The sequence below is a fragment of the Candidatus Viridilinea mediisalina genome (assembly GCF_002532535.1).
GTDB lineage: Bacteria > Chloroflexota > Chloroflexia > Chloroflexales > Chloroflexaceae > Viridilinea > Viridilinea mediisalina.
On sequence record NZ_NQWI01000015.1, the window covers coordinates 44,089 to 70,874 of the forward strand.

General features: G+C 56.3%; 19 protein-coding genes and 1 pseudogene. 8 read left to right on the plus strand and 12 right to left on the minus strand.

Translation table 11 applies throughout. The features are described from left to right. Positions 1–7: 7 nt before the first annotated feature. From CJ255_RS05345 to CJ255_RS05360, 4 genes are all read right to left on the minus strand, one after another. Positions 8–1,231, minus strand: a complete 1,224-nt coding sequence (locus CJ255_RS05345; protein ID WP_097643061.1) for a hypothetical protein — start codon at positions 1,229–1,231, stop codon at positions 8–10. A gap of 95 nt (positions 1,232–1,326) precedes the next feature. After that, positions 1,327–1,569, minus strand: a complete 243-nt coding sequence (locus CJ255_RS05350; RefSeq protein WP_097643062.1) for a bacteriochlorophyll c-binding family protein — start codon at positions 1,567–1,569, stop codon at positions 1,327–1,329. An 83-nt stretch (positions 1,570–1,652) separates the two neighbouring features. Then, complete coding sequence (locus tag CJ255_RS05355) at positions 1,653–2,852, minus strand: ArsA family ATPase (protein ID WP_097643063.1); 1,200 nt, start codon at positions 2,850–2,852, stop codon at positions 1,653–1,655. Positions 2,853–3,730: 878 nt separating this feature from the next. Then, positions 3,731–4,336 carry a PIN domain-containing protein gene (locus CJ255_RS05360; protein ID WP_217352404.1) on the minus strand — a complete coding sequence of 202 codons (606 nt, stop codon included), beginning with the start codon at positions 4,334–4,336 and terminating at the stop codon, positions 3,731–3,733. Positions 4,337–4,584: 248 nt separating this feature from the next. Between CJ255_RS05360 and CJ255_RS05365 the strand changes: the two genes are divergently transcribed. Both CJ255_RS05365 and CJ255_RS24350 read left to right on the plus strand, forming a co-directional pair. Then, entirely contained in the window at positions 4,585–7,950 is a 3,366-nt protein-coding gene (locus CJ255_RS05365) for a helicase-related protein (protein WP_097643065.1), read from the plus strand. Between the two features lie 374 nt (positions 7,951–8,324). Continuing rightward, positions 8,325–8,450, plus strand: a pseudogene (locus tag CJ255_RS24350) (DUF1156 domain-containing protein); the annotation flags it as partial. Between the two features lie 30 nt (positions 8,451–8,480). Here CJ255_RS24350 and CJ255_RS24355 read toward each other — a convergent pair. After that, on the minus strand, positions 8,481–8,786 hold the full coding sequence (locus tag CJ255_RS24355; RefSeq protein WP_245863208.1) for a hypothetical protein: 306 nt from the start codon (positions 8,784–8,786) through the stop codon (positions 8,481–8,483). A 232-nt stretch (positions 8,787–9,018) separates the two neighbouring features. Here CJ255_RS24355 and CJ255_RS24360 point away from each other — a divergent pair, with 232 nt between their 5' ends. From CJ255_RS24360 to CJ255_RS05415, 5 genes are all read left to right on the plus strand, one after another. Next, positions 9,019–9,387: a four helix bundle protein gene (locus CJ255_RS24360; protein ID WP_097643066.1), complete on the plus strand. Its 369-nt coding sequence runs from the start codon at positions 9,019–9,021 to the stop codon at positions 9,385–9,387. 86 nt (positions 9,388–9,473) lie between these two features. After that, positions 9,474–11,687, plus strand: coding sequence for a DUF1156 domain-containing protein (locus CJ255_RS23360; protein ID WP_165774576.1), 2,214 nt, complete (start codon positions 9,474–9,476; stop codon positions 11,685–11,687). A gap of 103 nt (positions 11,688–11,790) precedes the next feature. Beyond that, positions 11,791–12,108, plus strand: coding sequence for a DUF433 domain-containing protein (locus CJ255_RS05400; RefSeq protein WP_097643071.1), 318 nt, complete (start codon positions 11,791–11,793; stop codon positions 12,106–12,108). Positions 12,109–12,188: 80 nt separating this feature from the next. Then, positions 12,189–15,575, plus strand: coding sequence for a Swt1 family HEPN domain-containing protein (locus tag CJ255_RS05405; RefSeq protein ID WP_097643072.1), 3,387 nt, complete (start codon positions 12,189–12,191; stop codon positions 15,573–15,575). 259 nt (positions 15,576–15,834) lie between these two features. After that, positions 15,835–17,259 carry an LCP family protein gene (locus tag CJ255_RS05415; RefSeq protein WP_124681824.1) on the plus strand — a complete coding sequence of 475 codons (1,425 nt, stop codon included), beginning with the start codon at positions 15,835–15,837 and terminating at the stop codon, positions 17,257–17,259. Positions 17,260–17,381: 122 nt separating this feature from the next. On the opposite strand, the gene CJ255_RS05420 is transcribed toward CJ255_RS05415, so the two are convergent. Continuing rightward, on the minus strand, positions 17,382–17,870 hold the full coding sequence (locus CJ255_RS05420) for a MarR family winged helix-turn-helix transcriptional regulator (RefSeq protein WP_097643075.1): 489 nt from the start codon (positions 17,868–17,870) through the stop codon (positions 17,382–17,384). 301 nt (positions 17,871–18,171) lie between these two features. Between CJ255_RS05420 and CJ255_RS05425 the strand changes: the two genes are divergently transcribed. Next, positions 18,172–19,035: a DUF5656 family protein gene (locus CJ255_RS05425; protein ID WP_097643076.1), complete on the plus strand. Its 864-nt coding sequence runs from the start codon at positions 18,172–18,174 to the stop codon at positions 19,033–19,035. 180 nt (positions 19,036–19,215) lie between these two features. Here CJ255_RS05425 and CJ255_RS05430 read toward each other — a convergent pair whose 3' ends face one another. The 6 genes from CJ255_RS05430 to CJ255_RS05455 all read right to left on the minus strand — a co-directional run bounded on the left by CJ255_RS05430 (position 19,216) and on the right by CJ255_RS05455 (position 26,447). Then, the gene (locus CJ255_RS05430) at positions 19,216–20,556 is read right to left on the minus strand and encodes a UDP-glucose dehydrogenase family protein (protein ID WP_097643077.1); all 1,341 of its coding nucleotides are present in this window, start codon (positions 20,554–20,556) and stop codon (positions 19,216–19,218) included. A gap of 34 nt (positions 20,557–20,590) precedes the next feature. Beyond that, complete coding sequence (locus CJ255_RS05435; protein WP_245863207.1) at positions 20,591–21,025, minus strand: ATP-binding protein; 435 nt, start codon at positions 21,023–21,025, stop codon at positions 20,591–20,593. A gap of 134 nt (positions 21,026–21,159) precedes the next feature. Continuing rightward, positions 21,160–22,839 (minus strand): sugar phosphate nucleotidyltransferase, encoded by a 1,680-nt coding sequence (locus tag CJ255_RS05440; RefSeq protein ID WP_097643078.1) that lies wholly within the window; start codon positions 22,837–22,839, stop codon positions 21,160–21,162. A gap of 28 nt (positions 22,840–22,867) precedes the next feature. Beyond that, positions 22,868–24,484, minus strand: a complete 1,617-nt coding sequence (locus CJ255_RS05445) for a WecB/TagA/CpsF family glycosyltransferase (protein WP_097643079.1) — start codon at positions 24,482–24,484, stop codon at positions 22,868–22,870. 136 nt (positions 24,485–24,620) lie between these two features. After that, positions 24,621–25,358, minus strand: coding sequence for an exopolysaccharide biosynthesis polyprenyl glycosylphosphotransferase (locus CJ255_RS05450; protein ID WP_097643080.1), 738 nt, complete (start codon positions 25,356–25,358; stop codon positions 24,621–24,623). A gap of 138 nt (positions 25,359–25,496) precedes the next feature. Further along, positions 25,497–26,447: a UDP-glucuronic acid decarboxylase family protein gene (locus CJ255_RS05455; RefSeq protein WP_097643081.1), complete on the minus strand. Its 951-nt coding sequence runs from the start codon at positions 26,445–26,447 to the stop codon at positions 25,497–25,499. Positions 26,448–26,786: the final 339 nt, after the last annotated feature.

A 26,786-nucleotide genomic window follows, 5' to 3' on the forward strand; every position in this document is an offset into this window, starting at 1 on the left:
TCCGTCCTTACAGCGGTGATCGGTCATCGGCCCCAGCGTCACCCGAACCACTCATCGAGGCTTTGAACTGGTTATGGGTGAAGGGCTTCGAGGTAACAGTTGATCCACTACGGCGACGCAGTGGAATTTCGCGGCGGTCAGGAATATGTTCAGAATCGGACGATTCCGGGTCAGGGGGTTGACGGGCACCAGTGGAGGGAGAGGGAGAGGCCACCGCTTCTTGAGCAGCCTCAGGCGCGGGCGCATCACCACGTCGGCGCAGCGGAATTTCGTGATAACTCGAAGCGGCGGGAGGCGGTGGTTCAGCGCGTTCAGGCTGTTCAGCATCCGCTGCTTCATTATACGCATAATCAGCCGGTGCTGCAGCGGGATCAGCGGGTGGAAAACCACCGCCGAAGCCGGGCTGCCCGCCCTGCCGATTGAGAAAGGCCATTGCCATCTGCTGTGCGCTCGGATTACTCGCAACCGTATGGACAAGATCATTAATCGCCCGCACCGCATCGGTCAACTCACGCAGACTACCACTATTCACATCAAAAGGCATCGAGAGATCAGCTTCACGGATCGAGCGGCGCAGGGTATCCCAAGCAGAGCGAGCAATGCGACTTGCAGTATAAACCTGACCAGGAGGCAAACTATTAGGATCAACATTAAAAGCAGGCGCGGGGGCAACAATCGTTTGGGCTGTCGAGGCACCCGGCCAGCGATAGGGCGTTTCATTGGGACGCAAGCCATCAGCATCGCCATAGATCTGCTCACTCAGCACAGCCAAAATCTCAGCGCCAGCCTCATAGGCATCAAGTTCTTGGCCAACGAGCGCACGAGCGGTATCACGGGCAAGCTGAAGCAACTGTACAGCAGGGTGGAGACTTGCGAGGGGCAAAAGGGCTAACGTAAAGTGTTGTTCTTCTTCTTCCGGCGCAGTAAACGAGAGGTCGAGCTGGGCATGGAGCGGATCAATCCCGGCACCCTCAATGGTAGTCAACTCAGCAAGGGGAAAGGCATAGCAGACATGGCGACCGTAGTCACGGGCCCAGAGGATCAGGCGTAGGCTGCTAATCAAACAATAGTCATAGAGCGTTGGGCCACTCAAGCGACGACCGTCGCCATCAAGCAGGACACCATCAAGAGCGACCAGGATCTGCTCATCGGGCTCCATGAGACCCAGAGCCTCTAACTCAGCAAGGTGGGCTGGAACAACAGTATGGCTGTGGTAGAGCAGGCTGATCATCAGGAGACTTTCCAGGCTTTAAGGTTTCAGGTTCCAGGTCGCAGATTCCAGCGAAGGAGCTTGAGCCTGCGACCTGAAACCTGTTACCTTCCTACCTAGCGGTTGAAGCGCGAGCGAATGCGCTTCGGGCGGAAGCCCACGTCGGGGGTGCTGAAGCTACCCTCGCCGCTGCCGCTGCGGGCGATGCCCGGGTAGGCGTTGCGATTGATGGTCTCGACCGCAGCCGACGTGGCCTGCAGGGCGTTCGACACCCACTGCCAGTGTCCCTGGAACATGATGTCGCCAATCTGCGCCACCTGCCCAGCCGACTCTGAGAACCAACCTCGTGTGACGGCCATCCGTACACCTCCTTAACCTAGACGAACCAATATTTAGGTTAACGGGGCAAAATACCCCGGTAGACCCCATAGGTACACACCGACTACGTACTCACCCGATCCACGGCATAGAAGGGCACGATCAACCAATCGCCCTCCATCTCCGCCTGACCGGCCTCCTGGCCTGCCAAACTGACAGGCAGTGTCATGATGCGCCGGAAATCGCCAATCTGAATGACCAACTCATCGCCATTCTGGAACAGGTCGAGCTGGTTCACATCAGCGAAGGGCAGCTTAATCTTGATGCGGTAGGTTCCATCATCAAGCTTGGCCAGATCCATCGGCGACTCTTTGTAGACAATCTCCGTCGGATCTGCATCACCATAAATATCACGGCTCATCGCCCGCAACTTATCAAGGCCCACGACCTCTTCTGCATAGTAGGGTACGTGGTAGATCGGCAACGGGGTGAAGGAGTGTTCAACATCCTGCAAATAGCGCTGTTGCACATCCTTCCAGTGGTTCAGATAGCCGCTATCTTGATCCACGGGCAGAATCTTGTTAACCACCACCGTATCAACAGTCATCCCATACATCGAGAGGTAGGTAAGAGCACGCTGGCTCTCTTTGATGACCATCTTTTCGGGGTTCATGACCAAGCGCACCGACGTTTCAAGCGGATTGGTCAGTGCCTCAGTGACACCAACCATCTGGGCAAACATATCATCAACCGCATCATAGACCTCGGTTGGTGCAATCATCTTGCCGAGGGCCGGGTTGAGCTTACCCATGGGGCGAAGCAGGGGCTTAATCACAAACTTCTCGGCCCCACGGAGCATATTAATTGCCCACTTGAAGGTTTCGGGGGCCGATAGGAGGCGTAGCGTCTCACCAGTCGGGGCACAGTCAATCACAAGCAGGTCGTAATCGCCCTGATCCTTGTGCGTCTTGATCCGGATGAGCGGAAACGCCTCCTCCATCCCAGGGAGGATGCTCATCTCATCGGCCAAGATACCCTCGACGCCTTGTTCCGCCATGAGTTGGGCGAAGTGCTCACGCACGATCCCCCAGTTGGACTCAATGTCGTGGTGGATGCTCACCTCAAGGGCGTGCAAATTGGGGGCAATCTGCACCGGCTCGGGGCCGAGTGGCCCCTCAAGATCCAGCGAGTCGGCTAGGCTGTGGGCTGGATCCGTACTCATAACCAGTGTACGAATGCCCAAGTCGGCAGCGCGCAACGCAGTAGCTGCGGCGACACTAGTTTTGCCGACGCCGCCTTTGCCCGTGAAAATAAGGGTTCGCATCGGTACCTTTCCAGGAGCGGAGCGCTCAACAGAGTGCGCAAGCGGGCAAGCGGGTTGTTCACAGGGGAACCGAGGCATTTCGGCCCCGGCGCTTTTTGCTTAAACAGCAAAGTTCGTAGCCGTTAAACTCATTCAAGACTATCCATGGATGTGTGGGAATAGTACCATGAATGGCGGGGGGTGTCAATAAAAGTGGCTTATATAAACAAACTCTTTTGAATAGTTGTCATCCCACTACAATCAGCGAAAACGCACCTCACTTACTCCCCCCCATCTTAGCCCAAGCGACTTCAATCTGGCGCTTGAGTTAAGAATTCGCAAGCTTTGCGCCTACGCACTCAACCAACCTTATGACAAGCCCGCTGCGCTGTCAAGCAACCCCTTTTGCATGATTTGTAACAAAAGCTGTGCGTTATTCTTGCATGAGGCTACGCTGAGGATATGGTACAGTATTTTTGGTTGGATGGCAAGGGGGACGCGGGGACGCGGGGACGCGGGGACGCGGGGAGGCGCCGTACAGCGACTTTGTGGTATGGCAAGTATCTCCACGGCGCACACCTGGCAGGTTTAGGGAAGCGGATGTTGTTGATTGCTCCGTTGCGTTGCCACCCTGAGAGGCCGTAGGTAGTGCCGACTTATGGTGTTCCAGAAATTAATCCGGTGTCGCGGCACGGGCTAGACCTGATAGATATGCCAGATTTGCGAGGTCTGGTTAGCGGATTATTTACTGGAAGACCATTAGTCGGCTTCCCATCGCTGCCAAAGACCTCAGCCGACTAACGTCGGCACTACGATGACCGCTCATGGACTATTCAGCATGACAGGCTGCTGGGGTACTTAAAAATTTCTGCTTCCCTTAGTTCATGGGCATAGGGCTCTTAGTACGACGCAGAGCGGTTATACTCTATCTTGTTCTCTTTCAAGACAATGAAATTCTGCTTGTGCAATTCTCTAATGATGTCAATAACCTCTTCTGATGAGAGATTCTTTGCGAAGGTATGATATATTGTGTTCGACAACGTTTTTATTGTTCGAGGAAGTGTTATCCTCGGTTGATTAAAACGTGTCTTTATAACGTCAACACGTTCATTGAGCGAAGATGCCGATAGGCTACGCAATACAGGGATGTCCTTAATGCACGAGAACCTTTGGGCAAGTATCTTCTTGTCGCGTAGGTGTTGAATAAGTGAATCAAACCCAGTGTCACTGGAGATGATATGAAAATAGGCATCTGGTTCTTGTGTGGCTATCTGGCCCACATAGAATGCAATGTAAAAATCAAGGGCATTTGATCCCTTTTTGCAACTTTTTATGTATTCTGCTCGTGTACCCATCTTTTGAAGTGCTACTGCCACTTCAAAGGGGATTTTATTTTGATTGACGCCAAGGAAAAGGCGTACATAGAAGTTTTCATGGTCTAGTATTAAGAATTCAGTTGGTTGTACATTTTCATAATCAATCAGCACGTAATTGGCACGCATCATGCTGCTCCTTTGTCTGCTATTAGCGATGATTGCAACGAAGAAGGCAAAACCTCCCCCATGAGGGTTTTTGGCCCGTTCTAGCGGCTTGGTTGCCAACAGACCAAATGTGCGCAAGTTACTGGGCGTTGTCGGATGAGTCTCACACTCTATGGTATATACGCATCACCACTTGAAAAAGTTTCTTGAGAAATTTCTTTGCCCCTACGGAGAAGAGACGGCATTGGCCATGTACCAAATGATTATGTGAAATGTTCAATAGTAATTGGTGCCATATTACTACCCGCGACTTGCTATCCAACGATGGCGAGGCGTTTCGCTTGGCGGTTGAGGCCCAGCGCATCCGCCGTGCGCACCTCTGCGACCCTCTGCTTGCGGTGAGTATGTCGCTGGTTGATCCGCTGCCCCATCAGCTTACGGCGGTCTATGAGGAGTTGCTGCCACGTCAGCCGTTGCGCTATCTGCTTGCCGATGATCCCGGTGCGGGTAAGACGATTATGGCGGGGCTCTTTACCAAGGAGTTGCACATCCGTGGCGATGTGCAGCATTGTCTGATCGTTGCGCCTGGTGCCCTTGTGGCGCAGTGGCAAACGGAGTTAGCATTGCGCTTTCAGTTGCCGTTTGCATTGATTGACGCTGCTTCTGTGGATGTTGCGGCCATGCCGAGTACGCCGACTCGACCGCAGTTCTGGATTGTGCGCTTGGATCAGTTGGCGCGCAATGAGGCGTTCCAAGCGCAGCTCTGTGCCGTTGCATGGGACTTGGTGATCTTTGATGAGGCGCATAAGCTTGCGGCTTCCTTCTTTGGGGGTGAGGTGCGCTATACCCGCCGCTACCGCGCCGCACAACGCTTGGGTGCCAGTACGCGCCACCTCTTGCTGCTGACCGCGACGCCCCATAATGGCAAGGAGGAGGATTTTCAGCTCTTTCTGGCGTTGCTCGATCCCGACCGCTTTGCGGGGCGCTTTCGTGATGGCGTGCATACTGCCGATGTCTCCGATTTGATGCGGCGGCTGACCAAGGAGCAGTTGCTTACCTTTGAGGGTAGGCCGCTCTTCCCGGAACGGATTGCCACAACCGTGCCCTATGCGCTTTCGGCAGAAGAACAGGAGCTCTACGAACAGGTGTCGCACTATGTGCGTCAAGAGTTCAATCGGGCTGATGCGCTCGAACGTGGGCAGCGGGGAACGATTGGCTTTGCGCTGACTATGCTGCAACGCCGGCTCGCCTCGTCGCCCGCTGCGATCTTCCAGTCGCTGCATCGCCGCCGTAAGCGCTTGGAGCAGCGTCTGGCCGAAGCGCGTTTGCTTGGGACGGGGCATAGCCATGACAGCCCCCATCCGCTGCTGAGTTTCCAGCAATCCACGGTGCCACTTGATGACGAAGAGCTTGATGAGGCGAACGAGTATGAATTCGAGAGCCCAGAAGCGCAGTTCCTCGACCAAGCGACCGCTGCGCGGACGATTGATGAGTTGCTGCGTGAGCTTGCGCTACTCGCCGATCTGGAGGCGCTTGCGGCCCAACTTTGCCGCAGTGGCACGGATAAGAAGTGGGAGCAGTTGCGTGCGCTGGTTAGCGAACTCGTGATCCCCACGCCTGCTACGGCTGGCCACCAACGCCCAAAGTTGGTTGTCTTTACCGAACATCTTGCAACGCTGCACTACCTCACTGAGCGCATCACGACGCTGTTGGGCCGCGCTGAGGCGGTGGTGAGCATCTGCGGCACGATGGATCGCCGTGAACGCCAAGCGGTTGAGGAGGCTTTTGCGTTTGATCCTGCCGTGCAGATTCTGGTGGCTACCGATGCGGCTGGCGAGGGGATCAATCTGCAACATGCCCACCTGATGGTCAATTACGATCTGCCCTGGAATCCCAACCGGCTGGAGCAGCGTTTTGGGCGCATCCATCGCATTGGTCAGACTGAGGTGTGCCATCTCTGGAACCTTGTGGCCCACGAAACCCGCGAGGGTGAGGTCTATGCCCGTTTGCTGCAAAAGCTGGAGGTTGAACGCAGCGCACTTGGTGGCCAGGTCTTTGATGTGTTGGGCCGTCTGAGTTTCCAGAACCGCCCACTGCGCGATCTGCTGGTTGAGGCGGTGCGCTATGGCGATCAGCCTGAGGTGCGGGCACGCTTGAGCCAGACGGTAGAGACGACGCTGGATCGTGAGCAACTGCGTGCATTGTTGCAGCAACGAGCGTTGGCCCACGCGAGTCTGGATGTGGCTCAGGTATTTGCCCTGCGTGAGGATTTGGAACGGGCCGAAGCGCGCCGCCTTCAACCCTATTTTATCGGTGCGTTCTTTCTGACGGCCTTTCAGCAGTTGGGCGGCAGGTACTATGAGCGGGAGCGGGGGCGCTATGAGTTGACCTATGTGCCGCCGCTGTTACGCCAACCAGACGCAGTGGGTAAGAGTCCGGTAGCCCAACGGTACGCACGGGTGACCTTTAGCAAGGAGTTGCGCTTGGTACGGGGCCAGCCCGAGGCTGCCCTGCTTGCACCAGGCCATCCCCTGCTCGAAGCGACCCTAGCGGCGCTACTCGCCCGCTCGGGTGATCTGTTGCAGCAGGGGGCTTTGCTGATCGATCCAGCCGACACTTCCACGCTGCCACGGATGCTCTTGATTATGGAACATCGCATCCAGGAGGCCCGTCCATTGCCCAATGGCGAGCAGCGCATCGTGGCGCAGCAACTCCAATGTGTAGAAGTTGACACGACGGGCGCGGCCCGCCCCGCAGGCTATGCGCCGCATCTGGACTACCGTAGTGCCACGCCGTCGGAGCAGGCGCTGCTTTTGGCTCAATCTCCGGCTTTCGATGCGCACAAGCTAGAGGCTACGATACATACGCTTCAAGCCTCCATGGCTGCGGATCACCTTGCCACCGTGCGTCAACGCCGCGATGCGCTGGTCACGAAGACATTGCAGGCGGTGCAAGAGCGGCTCACCAAGGAGATTATCTACTGGAACAGTCAGGCGGTGAAGTACCGTGAACAAGAGCGGGCGGGCAAGCGTCCACGCATGCATGCGCTGGTAGCCGAACGGCGGGCGGATGAACTTCAGGAGCGCCTGCGCCAGCGTCAAGCGGAATTGGAGCAAGAGCGCCACGTTGTCGCTAGTGCGCCAACGCTGCTGGCACGAGCGTTGATCATTCCGGTTGGCCTGATTACCCAATGGTTAGGCACCGCAACAACCAGCCCCGACGGCAGCAGCCCCGAAGCGCGGCGGCGGATCGAACTCAGCGCCATGGCTCTGGTCATGCAGAGCGAGCAGGCGCTTGGTTTTCAGCCCCGCGACGTGAGTGGAGCTAAAGTAGGCTACGACATCGAATCACGTATCCCTGCGACTGGTCAGCTCCGCTTCATCGAAGTGAAGGGGCGTAGCGTGGGAGCAAGCACCGTCACCGTAAGCCGCAACGAGATTCTCACGGCACTCAACAAACCAGACGAGTTCATCCTCGCTCTCGTTGCCATTCCAGCCCCAACCGCAGGCGGCAGCCCGACCCTGCGCTACGTGCGCCGCCCCTTTACCCGTGAGCCAGAAGCGTTTGCTGAGAGTGTCAATTACAACTGGGATGATTTGTGGGCTATGGGGGAGGAGATTGTAGATTGTAGATTGTAGATTGTAGATTGCAGATTGCCGAACATGGCGTTCCAATGGGCTTTCGCGTTCTTGATTATGCGGCATGTTCAAGGGTAGTTGGTATAAGAGGCTGTCTGAAAAGCTAGTGGGCACACGTTGGAGTGCCGGCTTTAGGGAAGCAGAAATTGTTACGTATCCCAGCAGCCTGTCATGCTGAATAGTCCATGGGCGGGCATCGTAGTGCCGACTTTAGTCGGCTGAGGTCTTTGGCAGCGATGGGAAGCCGACTAAAGTCGGCACTACCTATGGCGCAAACGGTCAAGTATCCTGAAACCATCCCTAAGGGAAAAAATGGTACAATCTAAAATCTAAAATCTAAAATCTAAAATCTACAATCCACCATAGGATTCACCATGCCCACCAAGAAGCTCATTGAGGTTGCGCTGCCGCTGGATGATATTAACGCGGCCTCGGCCCGCGAAAAGTCAATCCGCCATGGTCACCCTTCGACGCTGCACCTCTGGTGGGCGCGCCGCCCGTTGGCCGCATGCCGCGCGGTGCTCTTTGCGTCACTCATTGATGATCCCGACCAAGAGGGTGTGCCGGAGGCGCTGTTGGCCGAGATTGATCTCCTCCCGGCCCCCGCCTTGCCCGATTGGGCCAGGTTGCCCCTTGCCGAACAGCGCCGCCAGCGCCTCTTCCGTTTCATTAAGCTGCTGGTGCAGTGGGAGAGTAGTAACGATGAGCGGGTGCTTGCGACCGCCCACCGCCTCATCCTTGCGGCCACCAACGGCAATCCGCCGCCCGTCTATGATCCCTTTGCTGGTGGTGGCTCCATTCCGCTGGAGGCCCAGCGCCTCGGCCTTGAAGCCCACGCCAGCGACCTCAACCCCGTTGCCGTCTTGATCAATAAGGCGCTGATTGAACTGCCACCCACGTTTGCGAATCTGCCACCCGTGGGGTTAGGAAATAGGAAAGAGGAGAGAGGAAATAGGGGGGAGGGGGGAGGAAATAGGAAAGAGGAGAGAGGAAATAGGGGGGAGGGGTTAGGAAATAGGAAAGAGGAGAGAGGAAATAGGGGGGAGGGGTTAGGAAATAGGGGGGAAGATGATGCATTTCAAGGAGTTAATTGTGTGGCAGAAGGCGATGAGCATAGCACGGGAGGTCTATCGCCTCGTTCCCCATCTGCCACGCGAGGAGACCTACGGAATGCGTTCGCAGATTACACGGGCAGCAGTCTCCGTTCCGGCGAACATTGCGGAGGGATGGGCACGCGAATCGAGTCGGGAGAAGGCGCAGTTTCTAGCTGTGGCCCAGGGCTCGCTGGCGGAATTGGAGACGCTACTGATGCTCTGCGAGCAGATAGGATGGTTTCCGGTGAAGGAGACGGAGGAACTGCATCGCTTGATGAACGAGGTGGGGCGTATCCTGACGACGATGCGCCGCCGTCGTCGCGAAGAGGGAGAGGGCAAGTAGGCGAACATAAGCCAGGAGGCCCAACCCCTACTTCCTATTTCCTCCCCTCTATTTCCTACAAAGGCCCTGCCGGCCTAGCCGCCGATGTGCGCTCCTATGGTCAGTGGATGCGTGCTGAGGCCGAGCGGCGGATTGGCCACCTCTATCCCAAAGTGGCGCTACCCAAAGCCTATGGCGGCGGCGAGGCGACGGTGATTGCGTGGCTCTGGGCGCGCACGGTCACATGCCCCAATCCGGCCTGTGGCGCCCAGATGCCGCTGGTGCGCTCGTTTGCCTTGTCGAAAAAGAAGGGCAAGGAGGCGTGGGTTGCGCCGGTGATCGAGCGCACTACGCCGCCCCGCGTGCGTTTCACGATCCAAGCGGATAGCGCCACACCGCCCGAGGCGACGGTTGGGCGCAAGGGGGCGCGCTGTCTCTGCTGTGAGACGCCGGTGGGCCTCGATTATGTGCGTAGCGAGGGCCGCGCCGGGCGCATGGGCGCTCAGATGCTGGCGATTGTCGCTGAGGGCAAACGCGAGCGCATCTACCTGCCGCCCAATGCCGCCCATGAGCAGATCGCGGCCAGTGCCACGCCCGCCTGGGCCCCAGAGACGGATTTGCCTGAGCAGGCGCTCGGCTTTCGGGTGCAAAATTATGGCTTGACGATGCATCGTGATCTCTTCACCCCACGCCAACTCGTGGCCCTGACGACCTTCAGCGATCTCGTGGGCGAAGCGCGCGAGCGGGTGCGGCACGATGCCGAGGAAGCCGGACTGGACGCCGCTACGGCCAGTGCCTATGCTGATGCGGTGGCGACCTATTTGGCGTTGGGTGTGAGTAGACTTAGCGACATTTCTAATGCTTTGTGTTGTTGGGAAAATACAAAAACACAGGTTAGACATCTTTTTACTCGTCATGCTATTTCCATGTTGTGGGATTTTGGTGAGAACAGTTTATTTGCAAACGCGGCTGGAGATTATAATATAAGTCTTGGTAATTTAATCAAAGCCCTAGATCAAACCCCAGCAACAAAAATGGGCAAAGTAAATCAAAAAGATGCCGCTGAAGTTGCATCAAATAATCAAACAGTTATCATCTCCACCGATCCACCCTACTACGACAACGTACCCTACGCCGATCTCAGCGACTTCTTCTACGTCTGGCTCCGTGGCGCATTGCGCGGGGTCTACCCGGAACTCTTTAGCACCATGCTGGTGCCCAAGGCCGCCGAACTGGTCGCCGAACCCTTCCGCCACGGCGGGCGCGAGGCAGCACAACACTTCTTTGAAGCGGGGCTCCGCAAGGTCTTTGAGCGCATCCGAGCAGTGCAGAACCCCGCTTATCCGCTCACCGTCTACTACGCCTTCAAGCAGGCCGAGAGCGAAGATGAGGTGCCGGATGGCGAACAGGCAGGCAATGGCGTATCCTCTTCGACCGGCTGGGAGACCATGCTGGAGGGTTTGGTACAAGCGGGCTTGGCGATCAATGGCACATGGCCGATGCGTACCGAATTAAGCAATCGCATGCGCGGCATCGGCAGCAACGCCCTCGCCACCTCCATCGTCCTCGTCTGTCGCCCGCGACCCAGTGATGCCCCGAGTACCAGCCGTTTAGCATTTATCCGTGCGCTCCGCCGCGAACTACCGGATGCGTTGCGGGCGCTCCAGCGCGCCAACATCGCGCCGGTAGACCTCGCCCAAGCCTCGATTGGCCCTGGCATGGCGATCTACTCGCGCCACAACGCGGTCTTGGAGGCGGACGGCACCCCCATGCGCGTCCGCACGGCGCTCCAACTGATCAACGCCGCACTCGACGAAGTATTGGCCGAACAAGAGGGCGACTACGACAACGAGACGCGCTGGGCCATTGCGTGGTTCGAGCAGTACCAATTTGAAGAGGGGCAGTACGGTGTCGCCGAAACCCTCAGCAAAGCCAAAAACAGCTCCGTAGCGGGCATGGTCGAAGCGGGCATCATCGTCGCACGGAGCGGCAACGTGCGCCTAATCAGCCGCAGCGAACTCCCGGCCACCTGGAACATCGCGCACGAGCGGCGCATCACCGTCTGGCACGCAACGCAACACCTGGTTCACGCACTCGACAAAGGGGGCGAAACGGGGGCCGCCGCGCTGCTGGCGGCACTGCCAAGCGACACCGCCGCCATCGCCCGCGACCTCGCCTACCGGCTCTACACCACCTGCGAGCGCAAAAAATGGGCCAGCGAAGCCCTGGCCTACAACAGCCTCATCATCAGTTGGACAGAGATCGCCCACCTCGCGGCGGAAGCGCGGCGGGGAGGCACCGTGCAAGCGGAGTTGTTTTGAACAGCGTTTACGTCTTTTATTAGTGCGAAGAAGTTTTACGTAAAACAAACGAATCATCATCAATCATGACATGTATAATTGTCAACCTGAAAGGATTTTCGCCATGATCATAGTAGAAACCCGCTATGAACATATCGTGCTTACCCAAGAACAGACGCCTCTTATTGTAGGTACTACAATGAAGGTTATCGAATTGGTACTTGAAAAACAGGCAAATGGCTGGAGTGCCGAAGAGCTACACTTTCAGTTTCCCTATCTTTCACTCGGACAGATCTACTCTGCACTTGCCTACTATGCTGACCATCAAGAAGAGCTTGATCAGGATATTAAACAGCGTCTAGCTTTAGTGGATCAGATTCGCACACAGACTCCGCAAACCACTTTACATGAGCGTATTCGTATTCAACGAGGATTATTTTGAGCATGATTGTTCAAATCGGCACTGAATCAGATATCAAAAACAATGTAATCTTTCTTCCATTATAAAATAAGGAGTCCTCCATGGCCACCTCCAACCACGAGCGCGTCGGCAAAGCCCTTGAGTTACTGAATGCTGGCCTTCGGCCCTTCTTTGAACGCGAGTTGCAGAGTGCCTACGGCGATACGTGGGATGAGACGGTGCGTGGGCATTTGAGTGAGCGCCAGGGTGGGCGTAGTAGTAATTGGGATACGACGGCTATTCTTGGGGTGATGATTGGCCATTGGGATCAGGTTTTTCGGCGGCAGTTGGGGAATGCCGACCGCACGTTGATCCATGAGTGCCGCGATATTCGTAATCGCTGGGCGCATCAGCATGGCTTTACGCTTGATGATACCTATCGGGCCTTTGATAGCATTCAGCGGTTGTTGCTCGCTGTGGGTGCGCCCGATCAGGCGAAGGAGATTGATCGCAAGAAGCAGGAGGTGTTGCGCGCCCGCTTTGATGAGCAGGTGAAGCGTGAGCAGAAACGGGCTACCACTGCGCCCATCAATGCCGTTACGGCAGCCGGTTTGCGCCCTTGGCGCGATGTGGTCATGCCCCATCCCGATGTGGCCGGGGGGCGCTATCAGCAGGCTGAATTTGCTGCTGATCTGGGCCAGGTGTATCGTGGCGAAGGGAGCCTTGAGTATCGCGATCCTCATCAGTTTTTTCAGCGTACCTATTTGACTGAGGGGCTGCGGATTTTGCTGACCAATGCCTTGAAACGTTTGACTTCGCACGCGGGCGATCCGGTGGTGGAACTTCAGACCAACTTTGGCGGTGGTAAGACCCACTCGATGCTGGCGCTCTACCACCTCTGCGGCGGCGTCGCTCCGGCAGAACTGGCAGGTATGGATGTGGTCTTGCGCGATACCGGCATCACCCACCTACCCACGGTCCGCCGCGCCGTCTTGGTGGGCACCGCCCTCGCGGCGGCCAAGCGTAGCACCAAGCCCGATGGGACAGAAGTGGGAACACTTTGGGGCGAAATGGCCTATCAATTGCTGGGCAAGCGGGGCTACGCCCTCGTCGCCGAAGCCGACCGGGCGGGGGTTAACCCTGGCTCAGACGCCCTGCGGCAACTCTTTGATCTCGCTGCGCCCTGTCTGGTACTGATTGACGAGTGGGTCGCCTTTGTCCGTCAGCTCTACGGCATCAATGGGCTACCGGCGGGCAGCTTTGATGCCAACCTCACCTTTGCCCAAGCCATGACCGAAGCGGTCAAGGCGGTGCCTCATGTACTCATTGTGGCCTCGTTGCCCGCCTCGGACATTGAGATTGGCGGCGAAGGGGGCCGGGAAGCGTTGACCCGTCTGCGTAACACCTTTGCACGCCTTGAGTCTTCGTGGCGTCCGGCCAGCTCGGAGGAGGGCTTCGAGATTGTGCGTCGTCGCCTCTTCCAGCCCATCGCCGATCCAAGTCTCTTTCCGCAGCGCGACGCGGTAATCCGGGCCTATGGCGATCTTTACCGCAGCAACAGCAGCGAATTTCCTGCCGATGTGCGTGAAGCGGACTATGAGCGGCGCATGCTCGCGGCCTATCCGATTCACCCCGAACTCTTTGATCGGCTCTTTAACGACTGGGCCAGCCTCGACAAGTTCCAGCGCACCCGGGGCGTACTGCGCCTCATGGCCGCCGTCATCCACTCGCTCTGGGAGCGCCAAGATCGCTCGCTGCTGATCATGCCCGCCTCGGTGCCAGTAGACAACGGGGCGGTCAACTTTGAATTGACGCGCTACTTGGATGATCCGTGGGTGCCGGTGATCGAAAAGGACGTAGACGGCCCCAATTCGTTGCCGCTCCGCATAGACCGCGACAACCCCAACCTTGGGCGCTACTCGGCTACGCGCCGCGTGGCGCGCACGCTCTACCTTGGCTCGGCGCCAACCTTGCGGGCGGCCAACAAAGGGCTTGAGGATCGTGCGATCAAACTTGGATGTGTACAACCCGGCGAAACGGTCAGCGTCTTTGGCGATGCGCTGCGGCGGCTGATTGGTGGCGCTACCCACCTCTACGAAAACGGCCAACGCTACTGGTTCTCGACCCAGCCTAGCGTGAATCGGCTTGCCCAGGATCGCGCCGAGCAGCAGCGCGAAGACATGATCGAAGATGAAATCCTGCGGCGCATCCGCGAAGAGCTCAACAGTCACCGTCAAAACCCGGCCCTACGCGGTGAATTCTGCGGCGTACACCTCGCGCCCAGTTCGAGCGGCGACGTGCAAGACGAACGCGAAGTGCGTCTGGTTGTCTTAGGGCCACAGCACCCCCACATCAGCGCCAGTAAACAGGCCAACTCCGCTGCACGCACGCAGGCGCAACAGATTCTCGATCTGCGCGGCAGCGCACCGCGACGCTACAAAAACATGTTGGCCTTCCTCGCCCCTGACACCACCCGGCTTGCCGAACTGGTTCAAGCCACCCGCGAATACCTCGCCTGGCGCTCGATTGAAGCGGAGGCGGAAACGCTCAACCTTGACGCCTTCCAGCGCCGTCAGAGCGAGACACGCTGCAAACAGGCCGACGAGACGATCAAGGGGCGCATTCCCGAAACCTACATCTGGCTACTCGTACCCATCCAGGGCAAAGGCAGCGACCAGAAGCCCGATCCCTTTGCCCCCATTGAATGGGACGAAATGCGCTTACAAGGTTCCGACCCGATCATCCTACGCACGAGCAAGCGCATGCAACACAACGGGCAACTCATCCCCAAGTTCGGCGGCATCCCCCTACGTTTGGAACTGGATCGCATCCCACTCTGGCAGGGCGATCATGTCGCGGTCAAACAACTCGCCGACTACTTTGCGTCCTACCTCTACCTACCGCGTCTCAAAGCGACCGACGTGCTGCTAGGGGCCATCAGCCAGGGGCTCAGCATGCTCACTTGGGAGACGGAGAGCTTCGCTTATGCGGAACGCTACGACGAAGCGAGTGGGCGCTACCAAGGGCTGATCTATGCCGAGGGGCGCAGCATCCCTCTCGACGAGCATGGCGTCATCGTTAAGCCCGCAGCGGTACAGCGCCAGATTGCTGCCGACGAAGCGGCGCGCCGCAACGCAGAAGCGGCGCAACAGCAGCACGCAGAAGGCTACCCCACCGCAAGCGCACCGGGCGAACCTTCTGCCGAAGCTCGGATTGGTGCAACAGGCTATAGCTCCTCCGTTGCGGCTGCCCCCAACCCAGCAGTACGCCCACGACGCATGCGGCGCTACTACGGCTCAGCCCGGCTCAACACGCTCAAAGTTGCCACCGAAGCGAGCAACATCGCCGCCGAGATTCTGCAACACCTTGCCGGACTTCCCGGTGCCAAGGTGCATGTAAGCCTCGAAATTGCCGCCGAACTACCCGAAGGCGCCCCCGATCACGTTGTACGTACCGTCACCGAAAACAGCCGTGTCCTCAAGCTAGAGAGCTACGGCTTTGAGGAGTAGGAAGTAGGAAGTAGGAAGTAGGAAGTAGGAAGTAGGAAGTAGGAAGTAGGAAGTAGTGAAGTAGGAAGTAGGAAGTAGGAAGTAGGAAGTAGGAAGCAGGAAGTAGGAAGTAGGAAGTAGGAAGTAGGAAGCAGGAAGCAGGAAGCAGGAAGCAGGAAGTAGGAAGCAGGAAGCAGGAAGTAGGAAGCAGGAAGCAGGAAGTAGGAAGCAATACCAATTACCCTTGAGCATGCCGCATTATCAAGAACGCTAAAGCCCATTGGAACGTCATGTTCGGCAATCTACAATCTACAATCTACAATCTACAATCTACAATATGCATAACCAATTCCCAGCCCAAGCCAGACGTTCACGCCCGGCCCAATCACGACGGCCCCGGCGCTCGCTGTGGGCGCGTCTGCGTCTGTTGCTGCTCGTTGTAGGGGCACTGCTGCTGCTTGGTGCAGGCTTCTTCTACTGGCAGGTACAGCGGCTGGCAGCGATACTTACCGTTGAAGATGTACGCCCCCATCAGGCCCAAGCATCGCCCCTCTTCGGCGCAAACCTGCTGCTAATTGGCACCGACGAGCGCCCCGATCAGCCCCATGAGGGGGTGCGGAGCGATACGCTTATGCTCGTGCGGCTTGATGGCATGGGGCGTTGGGTGGCGCTCTTTTCGTTGCCGCGTGATAGCGAAGTGAACATTCCACAGGTAGGCTTGGGGCAGACCAAAATCAATGCGGCCTATAGTCAAGGCTATGTTGCCGCCCCACAGCTCTACGGCACCAGCGCAACGCCCCACCAAGGCGGCATGGCCCTCAGTGCCGAGGTGGTCGAAAGCCTACTGCAACTAGAAGCGCGTGGCATGGCGGTAGACTATACCGCGACGGTCAATTTTGCCGGTTTTGCCACCCTGATTGACGCCCTGGGCGGCATTACCATAGATGTACCGCGCTACCTGCGCGATGAAGCCTATCCTACCGAGGATTTTGGCACCATGTTGGTCGAGTTTCAGCCGGGGCCGCAGCGCATGGATGGCGCGACCGCATTGATCTATGCACGCACGCGCCACCCCGATAGCGACTTTGGGCGGGTTGCACGCCAACAGCAAGTGGTGCAGGCAATTATGCACGAACTCCGCACCCACGGGCTCTTGGGCCAACTGCGGAGCATCCCGGCCCTCTTGCGCGCCCTAGACGGCACACCAGAAGCTGTGCGGCCCTTGCAGACCACCCTGCCCCTGGCGCGCCCCGATGTCCTGTTGAGCCTCATGCTGCTTGGCGCAAGCCTTGATCCTAGCGAGCTCGGCCAATTTGCCCTTGGCCCCAACGAGATCGCCTATACCAACGGCACCAACCTGATCTACGAGCCTGCGGCAGTCCAAGCGCTGCTTGAGCAATGGCAACACCCGCCCCGCGAAGCCAATGAACAGGCATTGGTTCACGTCCTCAACGGCACCAACACGGCTGGCCTTGCGCGGGAAGTCAGCCTCGATTTAGAAAACGCCAACTTCAGGCTCTTACCCCCTGGCAATGCGCTACCAACGGCCACAACGCGCATCTACCATGTGGGCAACAGCCCCGCAACAGCGCGGCGGCTCGCTCGGCAACTCGGCGTCGAACTGATCCATGCACCGCCGCCCCAAGGCGCAAGCCCTGAGGCGACCATTGTGCTGGTGTTAGGCGCAGACTGGCCTGAGCAATAATGCCTATTGGAGAGTTTTTGAAGAGATGCAGAGTTATTCACCACAGAGGCACCGAGAACACAGAGCGGTGTATGGAATGGCAACCTCCATCCTATCCTCTGTGCCCTCGGTGCCTCTGTGGTTCAATCCTCGGTATCTCTATCGTCAGGTTCTGCGGGAAGCTGCAAGCCGACATAGAGCTGTTGCAGCAAGCCACGCAGCTCTTGGACTTGAGTTTCAGAGAGGGAACGCATACGGCGACTAACGCGGGCGTGGTGGCGTGGCTTAATCCGCCGGAGCTTCTCAGCCCCAGCGCTAGTCAGACAGATCAGACTTACCCGGCGATCTTGGGGATCAGGACGACGCTCAACATAGCCCTTGCTGATCATTCGGTCAACAATGCCTGTGAGGTTGCTATTATCACAGAGCATGCGCGTACTGATTTCACTCAACGGAACTCCCTCAGTGGTTGCATAGTTGAGAATCATGAACTGGGGAATTGTCAACTCTTCGCTACGCAGATCGTAGCGATTGTACATCTCCATCATCGAGTTGATCTGGCGTAATAGACTATACGCCTCCAGTTCAGGGCTGGGTTGTTCGCTGGGTGGAAGGTTAGATTGCACACTCATGGCGCATCATCCTGACGACTTAGTGCCAATAGCAGTTGCTGGGATCATACCAATGGCACACACGTTGCCGAGATCTGCTCGGCAGCAGCAATTGTTGGAAGTTTCAATATAATTCCTTTACATTGAAAAATATAGCACGTTCAAGCCACTGTGTCAACTCTTTTTGGTATACTAGTTGCAAGGCGCAACCTTGCAACTCGTATGGTCGGTTGGGGCTACGCCCCATGCTCGTTCGTATTGGCGGCAGAGCCGCCCCCACGCCCCCGCCGGTGTGGTACAACCATATCAACAGGATAGACCTATGCTCAAGGCAGCTCCGTTACCTCGTTTTGAACGAATTGTCTCATTGATTTTTGTAATCCTGATCGGGTTGGCGGTCATCTTTTTGATTGACACCAATCCCAATACATTACGGATTGTACTTGGTGGTGATCTCCCGACCATTGGGCTTTCGTGGTTTCTGATTGGGGCGTTAGCGGTGATCACGAGTGCAGGGGCCGATTTGTTGGCACGGGGGCATCCGCAGATGCAGTATCGGACATTGCCCCAACTCAACTTTGGGGTGGTACGTTTTGAAGTGGTTCCCAGCTTCTGGATCTTGCCTTCGTTCAGCGTGATTGGCTCATTCGCCTTCTTTCGCCTCTTTAGTGACGCATGGGAGGGTGCAGCGTTTGCCTTAGCCCTCGTGGCGGCAGGCGGGTCGCTTTTGGCGGTCTTAGTCGCCCAACACTACAGCCTCGACCGCAATGCCGAACTGAACCAACGGGCCCAGTTGGTACTGCAAGCCTTGGGCTATCTCTTGGCCTTTGGCGTCTTCAGTGCCATCTACTACACGGGCTACCGCACGCTCTATTCAGCGAGTATGGTAGGTGTCAGCGGAACCCTGCTCGCCTACGCACTGCTGACGACACCTACCCGCAGCCAAGATCTGCTGCTAAGTGTGCTCGTGGGTCTGCTCTTGGCTCAGGCAACCTGGGCCTTAAACTACTGGGCCACCACCTTTCTCATTGCCGGGACGGTGCTGTTGGTCTGCTTCTACCTGATGGTGAGCTTACTGCAACACCTTGCTGCGGGACGCTTGCAGCAACGGATGATCATGGAGTATGGCTTGCTTGGTGGTGGGCTGTTTTTGGTGATTGTCTATGTGACCTTGCAGCTTGGGTAGGGGCTAATACCATTTACGATTGCAGATTGTAGATTGTAGATTGTAGATTGTAGATTGCCGCATATGGCGTCCCAATGGGCGTTAGTGTTCTTGATAGGGTAATTGGTATCATGCCCCAAAGCCCGTTTTTTGTTCCGTGTTGGCGCTTGCGCCGCCAACACGGAACAAAAAACGCAGGCATTACACCGAAACGGGATCGCTCGGCTCACTGGCATGGGTATGCTGCACCCCACGCCCGACGCCCCAATAGGTAAAGCCGCGCGCCGTCATCTCATCGGGATCGTAGAGGTTGCGCCCATCAATCACAATGGGGCGGCGCATAAAGCTCTGGATCTTCTCCCAGTTGAGTTGCTTGAACTCGTTCCACTCGGTGATCAGCAGGAGGGCATCGGCCTCTTTGGCGACATCGTAAGCGGTAGCGCAGAAGGTCACCTCGGGCATAAGTTCGCCCGCATTCTCCATAGAGACGGGATCATAGGCTTTAATCCGCACCCCTTGGGCTTGGAGCGCCCGAATAATGTCAATACTCGGTGCTTCGCGGATGTCATCGGTGTTGGGCTTGAACGAGAGGCCCAAGACGCCCACACAGGTGCCGTTGAGTTCGCCAAGCAGAATCCGCACCTTCTCGACAAAGCGATCACGGGCCGACTGATTGATGTCCATGACGGCTTGGAGCAATTGCGGGTGGCAACCAGCCGAAGCGGCCATATGGTGCAAAGCCAAAACATCCTTGGGGAAGCAGGAGCCACCGTAGCCCACGCCAGCATCGAGGAAGTGGGGGCCAATGCGCTTATCGGCGCCCATACCACGGGCAACTTCACGCACATCAGCGCCAAGACGCTCACAGATCTGAGCGATCTCATTGATGAACGAAATACGGGTGGCCAAGAACGCATTCGAGGCATACTTAATCATCTCGGCGGTGCGTAGGTCGGTAATGATAATCGGCGCACCCAAGGGGGCATGCAGTTCCGCCACCTTCTCGGCGGCTTTCTGGTCGGTTGAGCCAAGCACAATGCGATCAGGATTAAAGAAATCGCTGAGCGCACTGCCTTCACGGAGAAACTCAGGATTCGAGACAACCGCAAAATTCATGCCGGGCTGGGCGTGTTCACCAATAATGCCAAAGACCATATCGCCCGTACCGACTGGTACCGTACTCTTATCAATGATAATCGCTTCATGCTTCAGATTCTGGCCGATGCTACGGGCTGCCGCTTCAACATAACTCAGATCAGCGGCCCCATCGTCACCCATCGGTGTGCCGACCGTGATAAAGATCAACTCCGCATCGGCCAAGCCCTCGGCGTAGTCGTCGGTAAAGATGAGCCGCCCGGCGCGCATATTGCGCTCTTGCAACTCCTCTAGCCCTGGCTCGTAGATGGGCGACTTCCCGTTGCGTAACATGTCCAACTTCTCAGCGTTGATCTCAACACACCTGACCGTATTACCGAGGTCGGCAAAACAGACCCCGGTGGTCAGTCCAACATAGCCAGTACCAACAACACAAATGTTCCTCAAGGCTCTGCTCCTTAACTATGGTAAACCGTAATAATTACGCGGTTACATTCTTCACCAAGCACCACTCATTGCGGCCTGGTGTAGACGTGTAGGTTACGGTATCCATCAGATTGTTGATCAAAAAAAGCCCGTACCCATGGACTTGTACTTCTTCAAGGTTGGGAGAAGTATAGGTTGCACTATCGAAGGGGTTACCGCGATCTTGAAGTTCAACCGTCAGTTGAGGCGGATCAAAGGTCAAGGTCATGGTAACATGAATAGTCTCATTTGATTTATGATTGTAGGCATGGTTAATAATGTTGGTGCAAGCCTCATGGACAGCAAGTTGGATATTATAGATCACCGCCTCAATCTCGACAACATCTTCCACAAGCTGAAGCATATCGGCAATACAATCACTCAAGAGGTGCAGATAGGTATAACGGGCTGGAAGTTCAAACCTAACGATCTCTGGTTCTTGAGTCTTCACGAGGCGGCTCCTTATCTGCATGGGTGCGATCATCGTGTATACCATTTCAGATTGTTGCTTGTTGCTTGCCGAACATAGCGTCCCAATAAGGTGTATCATTATTGATGATGCAACATGTTCAACAGTAATTGGTATTACCTATTACCCATGGTGTTGGTCACGTGATCGGCTGCGGTGCCTCGTTGTTGGCTACGCTTGAACCAAACGATAGGTGTACGTAACAGAATGAGCAGATCACGGCCACGGCTTCGTGTTGCCGTATAGTATACGTCAGTTACGACTACGGTCTCTAAATCGCTGGCGGGATCAATATCTATGTACCAGAGTCCAGTGATGCCAGCGGCAGATTCATGGCGCTGCTGGCACCATGTTTCATTCATATGGGCAATCTCCTCTGGACGTAGCGGTTTAACGCCAACAAACGCCAGTTCACCCCGCCAGACATTCACCAGTTCGGGGATGCGGTGCAATTCCCAACGTTCGATCCAACGCCCGCCTAACACGTAACGCCCATCGGCATGGCGGGTACGAAAATGCAGACGCTCGAAATGGAACAACTCATCACTGCTTGGGCTCACCCGCCCCCCAACATAGGTTTCGCGGATAAGCAAACGCCCCCGGTTGGCAAGCAAGCCGATGAAGCTCATGAGCAACAGCAGCGGACTGAAGAGGAGCAGCAGACTGGCAGCAAGCAACTTGCTGATCTGTCCACGTTCAACCTGCTGCTCACTCTGAATGTTTTGTATTGGTGAGATCAAAAAAGGATCAACTATCGTTGTTGTATCCGCTGTAATCGGATCACTAATCGTTGTAGGGGTAACCACCTTGCGATCTACGGCTACGAGGCAGCCTACATAGGTATTGCAGAGGATGGTGCTATGGTACACCGTTGCTTCATCATCAATGACAACATTACTACCAAGGATAGTTTGCGGCCCCAGTTCAACTTCACGCCCAATCCAGGTATTATCACCCAAATAGAGCGGTGGGGCTAACAGCGCAGTTGGATGGATCGAGTGATCCGTGCCTACCCAGATGCCGGGCGCAATCGAACGCGCATCAAGTGACGGATAGCGCAGTTGCACGCCATGCCCCATCCCACCATGCTCTGACATCTGGGCGGCGTATGCGCTCTGCAGGTAGACCTCCTGGGCGGTCTGGAAGGCAGCCAAACTATTCAGTGGATTCCAATAGCCTTGCATCGGGTAGCCATAGATTACCGTGCCGCACTGCTGCAACTCGGGCAAGAGTTGATCGATGATCGTCATTGGGCAATCATGGGGGATACTCCGCAGGATGCTTGGCTCAAAGATAAACGCGCCCGTGTAGGCCAGCCCAGACTGGATGGCTCTGAGCTCACGTATCCGTCCAGCGTCGTCGAGTTCAGCACATGGCCCATTATACGCGCTAGGGATACCGTGCAAAATGGCAGTTGCGCTACCACCATGGCTTTGGTGAAAGCGCAACGCTTCGGCAATGGCGAGATCACACAATTGCTCACCCGGCAGAACCAAAAAAGTCTCTTTGAGCAACCCACTGGCCCAACGCAGGCTCCCCGCTGAACCAAGCGCCTGGCGCTGGAAGACATACTTGAGTTCGACTCCCCAACGACGACCGCTACCAAAATAGGTCGTAATCTGATTCTCGCGGGCGTACACACTGACGATAATTCTTTTAACGTCAGATCGCGCTAAAATCTCAATCGTCGTTGCCATAACCGGACGATCCACAATGGGCAGCATTGGCGCAGCCAACGTGTCGGTCAATGGTGGCAACTGGCTCGCTTCATCGGTCGCGAGGATGATCGCTTGCATAGACTTGTCTTAAGCTTTTAGGATAAACTCATTGTTGGGCTGGCAGGATCAATGAGCGACCATCTTTGGTACTCTTCGATGGGGGCTGCATGGCTTGATCCATCGTTTCAACAATGGTGAGTACGGTATCGAGTCTCACGAGCTTGAAGGTACGCAGCACTTCTGGCGAGCAGCCAGTGATCCGCAGCAAGCCGCCATGTTCGCGCAGCATGCGATCAAGCTTGAGCAACGCCGCCATGCCTGCACTAGCCAAGAAGATTGTCTCTTGGAGATCAATAATCATGTGGGTAGCATGATCAATCCGGTTGCTACAGTGTTCAACAAAGTTGGGCGCTGTCTCGGCATCAAAGAGGCGGGGAGCTTTCGCCACCACCCACCCGGCACTCGTAGCCAGTGGTTTCGTAGGCTGATTACCTTCACGCAGCCGTGCTTCGGCACTCGCCGCATCATCCAATATCTCAAAAAAGTTGTTGAGCCGCACCAACGAAATGAGGCGATTGATCTGCGGCGGCACCTCAATCAGATAGAGGGCTCCATCGGCACTACGCGCCTGATTGGACAGTGCCACGAGGGTACCGAGTGCGGTACTATCAAGGAACGTGACCGCCTTAAGGCTAATGGCCAAATACGGGTTGGTGGTGAGCGCCAAGCGCATGGTATCGGCAAATTGGCGGCTATTGGTCACATCAAGCCGCCCTTGGGGCTGCAACACCGTCAAGCTTGGCGCAGATGCTGTTGCTTCAGGTGGAGCATCTGGGGCCGGAGCGTTGGTAGGAGTGACAGGCGGTGGCAGTGGTTCAGGCTCAGGTTCAGGCACAACGGGGGCAACCGGCTGGGCCACTGGTTCACTTGGTGCTTCCAAGGGAACCATACTGATCGCTGTGCCGCGCCGCATGGCCCACCACTGCTGCAAGAAAAAGTAGCCAAAGTAGGCAAAGTCGTGCAGGTAGCGTTTGAAGAGCCGCCGTGGCTCTTGAGCCATGCGGTAGAGCCATTCGAGGCCCACCTGCTGCATCCAGGGGGGCGCACGCCGCGTAACGCCAACGATCATATCGAGCGTACCGCCAATCCCGATTGCCAAGGGCACGGGCAATTCAGGTGCATGCATGCGAATCCACTTCTCCTGCTTAGGATTGCCAAAAGCCACCAGCAAAATATCGGGTTGTGCCTGTGTAATCAAATCCAACGCGGTGCGATCCATCTCAAAGAGTGAAGCGGGCGGCGGGGAATAGACCCCCGCCACCTTGAGCCCAGGGTTGCGTTGCTGCAGCAACGCTGCCGCTTTGGCCGCAACGCCGGGCCTAGCCCCCAAGAAGAAGATCGAGTAGCCCTTCTCAGCAGCGCGGCGTGCTAAGGCAGGTACCATATCGGCCCCCGTAACCCGCCCAGGCAAGGCCCCTCCCAAGAGCCGCGAACCCCAGACGAGGGGCATGCCATCGGCAGTAGACATGTCGGCCTCTTGCAGAATACGCTGCAACTCGGGATCGTGCAACGAGTTGACCACAAAATCGGCATTCACCGTGGCAATTTGGTAGGTGCGCCCAGTTGCTCGTCCATCGCTGATGAACTCGTCACAACGCGCTAATGCCTCGTCCATCGTAAGGTTGTCAATAGGAACACCTAATACCACGAGGAGTTTGCGCATGCTTGTACCACCATAATATGCTAAGAAACTGTCTGAAAAGCCGGGGGGCGCACGCTGGAGTGCCGGCTTTAGCCGGCTGAAGCCGGCACTCCAACGCCAAACCATAGACTTTATCAGACAGAATCTAAGGCTGCGTTTAGTATGCCCCACGACTCGACAGCACTGCCGGAACGGTCTTGAGCAGAATCTCCAAGTCTTTCCAGATACTCTGCTCGGCAATGTATTGAAGATCTAACTCAATCCAGCGCTTAAAATCAAGATTACTGCGGCCACTCACCTGTTGCAGACCCGTGATCCCCGGCATGGCGCGCAGGCGGGCAATCTGGTCGAAGGTGTAACGCTCTACCTCACTCGGAATAGCCGGTCGCGGGCCAACTAGGCTCATCTCGCCCTTCAAGACATTGACTAACTGGGGGAGCTCATCAATGCTCAGTTTGCGAATAAATCGCCCCACTCGCGTTATGCGGGGGTCGCGCTTGATCTTAAAGACCGGCCCATCAGATTCGTTGAGCGCCAGCAATTCAGCGCGGCGCACTTCTGCATCAACGTACATCGAGCGAAACTTGTAGCAGTAGAAGTGTTCGCCATCTTTACCCACCCGAATCTGGCGAAAGATGATCGGCCCCGGCGACTCCAGTTTGATCGCGAGGGCGGTTGCTGCCATCAGGGGCGCACTGGCCACCAGGGCCGCACTGGCCACCGTAACATCCAAGGTACGCTTGAGGCTTCGCACCACCTTCGTCCGAATAGACCAGACCAGCATACGTGCGCGCAGGCGCTGATTGCTCTGCGAGCGCCGAAAACGCTGTTCGGCAAAGATGGCTAACATGCGCTCGGCTTTGGGATCGAGTTGGCGTGGAGTAAATTCTTGCATAATATACCTTAAAGCGGTAAGGGCGCTTTTCACGCTTGCGAGGATGCGTGAGGCGAGGATGCGTGAGGCGAGGGCTTCGCGTCCTCGCGTCCTCGCGTCCTCGCAAACAGTAACGTGGCTATGAACTATCCCAGACACCTAGATTTCGCCACGGCGCTGTAGCTCTTCGCGGAACCAAGGAATGGTGAGTTGCAAGCCTTCCCGCAAGCTCACCTTGGGTTCCCATCCTAAGATCCTTTTCGCTTTACTATTATCCGGTTGCCGTACCTGCGGATCATCTTTGGTACGCAGGTCTTTATAGACAATCCCTGCTTTATTGCCAGTCAACTCATTGACCAACTCGGCAAACTCTTTGATCGTAAACTCACCGGGATTGCCAATATTCACCGGGCCAGTTTCATCGGACTGGAGCAGGCGGTAGATGCCTTCGATCAGATCACTAACATACTGGAAAGAGCGCGTCTGCAAGCCATCGCCATAGGCGGTCAAGGGTTCCCCTTTGATCGCTTGGGCAATGAAATTGGGCACCACACGGCCATCGCGCAGACGCATGCGTGGGCCAAAGGTGTTGAAGATACGCACAATGCGCGTCTCGACCCCATGGTAGGTATGATACGCCATGGTCATTGCCTCAGCAAAACGCTTGGCTTCATCATAGACGCCGCGCGGCCCCACTGGATTAACGTGGCCATAATAGGTTTCGGGTTGCGGGTGGATCTGCGGATCACCATAGACCTCTGAGGTTGACGCGAGTAGAAAGCGTGCCCCTTTGTGTTTGGCCAGACCAAGCGCCTTATGGGTGCCGAGTGCGCCTACTTTCAGCGTCTGGATGGGCAACTCCAAATAGTCAATCGGCGAAGCGGGCGAGGCAAAGTGCAGAATAGCATCCAGCGGCCCGGCTACATAGATGTAGTTGGTAACATCATGGAAAATAAAACTGAAGCGCGGATGACCAGCCAAATGGGCGATATTGTCGGTGGTGCCCGTAATCAGATTGTCCATGGCAATCACCTCATGGCCTTCGGCCAAGAAGCGATCACAGAGGTGTGAACCAAGAAAGCCCGCCCCACCAGTGATCAATAGACGCATACCCGCCTCCAGTAGAATAACAAATCATCCCTAAAGAATCTAGCCCCCCTTGCAAAATTGTGCAAGGGGGAATCACGCGCAATTGGATGTCAACTTCTTCACACAGCCCCATGAATGGGCATGATCATGGTAAAGTGATCATGATACATACTCCCCCCGACGCAGTGCCGCCTTTCGTTGGCTAAGATTGCCGGATGCCATGCTTGATTGTAGCATGGCTAAGTACGAACATCCAAAGACAGAAATATGGGTTCGTTGCCGTAGGTAGTGCCGACGTTAGTCGGCTCCCATCGCTGCCAAAGACCTCAGCCGACTAACGTCGGCACTACGATGCCTGCG

Excerpts from the sequence above, each read along its gene's own strand:
- CJ255_RS05345 (WP_097643061.1), bottom strand. The coding sequence starts at position 1,231 with ATGATCAGCCTGCTCTACCACAGCCATACTGTTGTTCCAGCCCACCTT.
- CJ255_RS05350 (WP_097643062.1), bottom strand. The coding sequence starts at position 1,569 with ATGGCCGTCACACGAGGTTGGTTCTCAGAGTCGGCTGGGCAGGTGGCG.
- CJ255_RS05355 (WP_097643063.1), bottom strand. The coding sequence starts at position 2,852 with ATGCGAACCCTTATTTTCACGGGCAAAGGCGGCGTCGGCAAAACTAGT.
- CJ255_RS05360 (WP_217352404.1), bottom strand. The coding sequence starts at position 4,336 with ATGATGCGTGCCAATTACGTGCTGATTGATTATGAAAATGTACAACCA.
- CJ255_RS05365 (WP_097643065.1), top strand. The coding sequence starts at position 4,585 with ATGTTCAATAGTAATTGGTGCCATATTACTACCCGCGACTTGCTATCC.
- CJ255_RS24360 (WP_097643066.1), top strand. The coding sequence starts at position 9,019 with ATGATGCATTTCAAGGAGTTAATTGTGTGGCAGAAGGCGATGAGCATA.
- CJ255_RS05400 (WP_097643071.1), top strand. The coding sequence starts at position 11,791 with ATGATCATAGTAGAAACCCGCTATGAACATATCGTGCTTACCCAAGAA.
- CJ255_RS05405 (WP_097643072.1), top strand. The coding sequence starts at position 12,189 with ATGGCCACCTCCAACCACGAGCGCGTCGGCAAAGCCCTTGAGTTACTG.
- CJ255_RS05420 (WP_097643075.1), bottom strand. The coding sequence starts at position 17,870 with ATGAGTGTGCAATCTAACCTTCCACCCAGCGAACAACCCAGCCCTGAA.
- CJ255_RS05425 (WP_097643076.1), top strand. The coding sequence starts at position 18,172 with ATGCTCAAGGCAGCTCCGTTACCTCGTTTTGAACGAATTGTCTCATTG.
- CJ255_RS05440 (WP_097643078.1), bottom strand. The coding sequence starts at position 22,839 with ATGCAAGCGATCATCCTCGCGACCGATGAAGCGAGCCAGTTGCCACCA.
- CJ255_RS05445 (WP_097643079.1), bottom strand. The coding sequence starts at position 24,484 with ATGCGCAAACTCCTCGTGGTATTAGGTGTTCCTATTGACAACCTTACG.
- CJ255_RS05450 (WP_097643080.1), bottom strand. The coding sequence starts at position 25,358 with ATGCAAGAATTTACTCCACGCCAACTCGATCCCAAAGCCGAGCGCATG.
- CJ255_RS05455 (WP_097643081.1), bottom strand. The coding sequence starts at position 26,447 with ATGCGTCTATTGATCACTGGTGGGGCGGGCTTTCTTGGTTCACACCTC.